This is a genomic window from Citrobacter sp. Ct235 (assembly GCF_030332305.1).
In the GTDB taxonomy this organism is placed as follows: Bacteria; Pseudomonadota; Gammaproteobacteria; order Enterobacterales; family Enterobacteriaceae; genus Citrobacter_A; species Citrobacter_A telavivensis.
In genome coordinates this window covers 1-2,555 of the sequence record NZ_JAOWIC010000038.1, presented here as the reverse complement: position 1 = coordinate 2,555, position 2,555 = coordinate 1, and the positions used below count along the sequence as shown (strand labels likewise).

5 protein-coding genes are annotated in these 2,555 nt (G+C 47.8%); 1 reads left to right on the top strand and 4 read right to left on the bottom strand.

The genetic code is table 11. The annotated features are described in order from the left end of the window. Both OGY35_RS04325 and OGY35_RS04320 read right to left on the bottom strand, forming a co-directional pair. On the bottom strand, positions 1-233 hold a 233-nt coding region (locus OGY35_RS04325; protein WP_502872692.1), incomplete at its 3' end, for a transposase. A gap of 167 nt (positions 234-400) precedes the next feature. Next, positions 401-574 (bottom strand): hypothetical protein, encoded by a 174-nt coding sequence (locus OGY35_RS04320; RefSeq protein WP_286631507.1) that lies wholly within the window; start codon positions 572-574, stop codon positions 401-403. Between the two features lie 537 nt (positions 575-1,111). Between OGY35_RS04320 and OGY35_RS04310 the strand changes: the two genes are divergently transcribed. Then, positions 1,112-1,552 (top strand): DUF3828 domain-containing protein, encoded by a 441-nt coding sequence (locus tag OGY35_RS04310; RefSeq protein WP_286631508.1) that lies wholly within the window; start codon positions 1,112-1,114, stop codon positions 1,550-1,552. A 187-nt stretch (positions 1,553-1,739) separates the two neighbouring features. On the opposite strand, the gene OGY35_RS04305 is transcribed toward OGY35_RS04310, so the two are convergent. Then, entirely contained in the window at positions 1,740-2,060 is a 321-nt protein-coding gene (locus OGY35_RS04305) for a transposase (protein ID WP_502872691.1), read from the bottom strand. A 167-nt stretch (positions 2,061-2,227) separates the two neighbouring features. Continuing rightward, positions 2,228-2,401 carry a hypothetical protein gene (locus OGY35_RS04300; RefSeq protein WP_286631507.1) on the bottom strand — a complete coding sequence of 58 codons (174 nt, stop codon included), beginning with the start codon at positions 2,399-2,401 and terminating at the stop codon, positions 2,228-2,230. Positions 2,402-2,555: the final 154 nt, after the last annotated feature.

Here is a 2,555-nt window from a genome sequence, read left to right as displayed (position 1 = left end):
TCCTGTATCTTCGCCGTGTTCTTACCCACCGTATCTACGTAGTATCCACGACACCAGAACTCCCTGTTACTGTATTTAAACTTCATATCCCCAAACTGCTCATACATCATCAGACTGCTTTTCCCTTTCAGATACCCCATAAAGCCGGACAACGCGGTACGGACCAGAGTAACCAGATCGCCATTTACGCCAGTTAAATTGTTTTGGCTGCGCTGACAGAATTTACGTGTCATGTTTTTTATTTCCTTTAAATCAATACCGGTTCTTTCTTCCAGAAATACGTAACTAAAACGTAAATAACGTGACTGCCGGCGAGCGATATGACGATCGCAATTGTCCCCCACGGCACCTGCACGCCGAACAGCGTCGGCATGACGGGAATAAACGGGTGAACGCAGTATTACGCCAGAATGCAAAATACCATCTCGCCCAGGCGTTTCAGCTGTGAGTTTGATGACGCGCGGCACGCCCGCGCCAGCGCTCCGCCGGCCATTACGGAAATGATGCGGATAGCCTCCGGCGGATTGATAAACAGCATCACCAGCACCTCAGAGAGCGTGTGTTTGTAGGGCATTTTCTTTCGTCCATAAAAAACCGGCCAGCAGAGAGAATCTAATTTATAAATAGTTGATTTCATTTATATAGATAACATGGATAGTGGTTAATATCGCCTCACCATCAATTACAAAAATTCTTCAATTACAGGCGTACAACATTCCTTGTCATTCTTTCAATTAATAAGGAAATTAAATTATGTGGAATGCTCATAAAGCCGTTGCTTATGCACGTCAGCACGCCGGGACGCAAAGTCAAAGCAGATGTGCTGAGTTCGTTTCTAACGCCATCCGTGCGGGCGGTGCTAATCTCCATAACACGCGTTTCGCCAGGGATATGAGAAGCAACCTAATCATGGCTGGTTTCCATGAAGTGTACGGCGAGCCGATTGAGGGTGACGTGGCCGTTATACAGCCCACAGCGCATCACCCGATAGGCCACGCATGCATTTACGGCGGCGCCGGTGTCTGGTATTCGGATTTTGTACAGCGGACAATGTACCCTGGCGCGGAATACCGAGCGGTCAGGCCGGCTTTTGCCCTGTTCAGGAAATAACATGAAAAAATCATTATTTCTGGCGTGCACTTTTCTTCCCTGCGTTGCTTTTGCCGATCAGGGCTCCGTCCCTCCTGAGGCGGTTGCAGCACTGCATTTTAACCAGTGGTACATTTCGCAGATTATGAGCGGAAAAGAGCCCCTTTCCGATTACACCGCGCTGAAGCCCTACGTTACCCGCGAGACGATCAGTAAGCTTGAGGCGCTGGGTAAACTTGACCCCAATGAATATGACATTCCTGATATTGATATGTTCATCAAAGCCCAGGGCTATCAAAACGACTGGAAAACAGTATCTGTCGTGGGAACGGATTATGACGCCGCGTGCATGCAGGTTTACATCGCATATGGCGAAAAGAAAGATCACGTCGTCATTGATTGCATGGTCAAAGAAGATGGAGCCTGGAAGGTGCAATCTGTCGCGGCTCGCGATTTTAACTGAACCACTTTCTGCAAATCCCACTGCTGGATTTAACGACACAGAACAGAGTGAGCGTTAACGATGGGATTTGCGGAATAAAATAAATATCCTCCGGCATAGCCGGAGGTTTTTCAGATGCGCCTGTAAGGCTCTGTTACCAGCCACGCCCTGACAGGCGCAGACGATCTGACATTTGCATCAGACTTCGTTACTTACGGCCCGTAAACAGGCTGCCCGGATAAGGGATCGATAACTGCTCCCCCATTTTATCCTCTGCAAGCTGGTGCTTTATGTAGTCCTGTATCTTCGCCGTGTTCTTACCCACCGTATCTACGTAGTATCCACGACACCAGAACTCCCTGTTACTGTATTTAAACTTCATATCCCCAAACTGCTCATACATCATCAGACTGCTTTTCCCTTTCAGATACCCCATAAAGCCGGACAACGCGGTACGGACCAGAGTAACCAGATCGCCATTTACGCCAGTTAAATTGTTTTGGCTGCGCTGACAGAATTTACGTGTCATGTTTTTTATTTCCTTTAAATCAATACCGGTTCTTTCTTCCAGAAATACGTAACTAAAACGTAAATAACGTGACTGCCGGCGAGCGATATGACGATCGCAATTGTCCCCCACGGCACCTGCACGCCGAACAGCGTCGGCATGACGGGAATAAACGGGTGAACGCAGTATTACGCCAGAATGCAAAATACCATCTCGCCCAGGCGTTTCAGCTGTGAGTTTGATGACGCGCGGCACGCCCGCGCCAGCGCTCCGCCGGCCATTACGGAAATGATGCGGATAGCCTCCGGCGGATTGATAAACAGCATCACCAGCACCTCAGAGAGCGTGTGTTTGTAGGGCATTTTCTTTCGTCCATAAAAAACCGGCCAGCAGAGAGAATCTAATTTATAAATAGTTGATTTCATTTATATAGATAACATGGATAGTGGTTAATATCGCCTCACCATCAATTACAAAAATTCTTCAATTACAGGCGTACAACATTCCTTGTCATTC

Coding starts and splice junctions, on each gene's coding strand:
- OGY35_RS04320 (WP_286631507.1), bottom strand. CDS start 574: ATGCCCTACAAACACACGCTCTCTGAGGTGCTGGTGATGCTGTTTATC.
- OGY35_RS04310 (WP_286631508.1), top strand. CDS start 1,112: ATGAAAAAATCATTATTTCTGGCGTGCACTTTTCTTCCCTGCGTTGCT.
- OGY35_RS04305 (WP_502872691.1), bottom strand. CDS start 2,060: ATGACACGTAAATTCTGTCAGCGCAGCCAAAACAATTTAACTGGCGTA.
- OGY35_RS04300 (WP_286631507.1), bottom strand. CDS start 2,401: ATGCCCTACAAACACACGCTCTCTGAGGTGCTGGTGATGCTGTTTATC.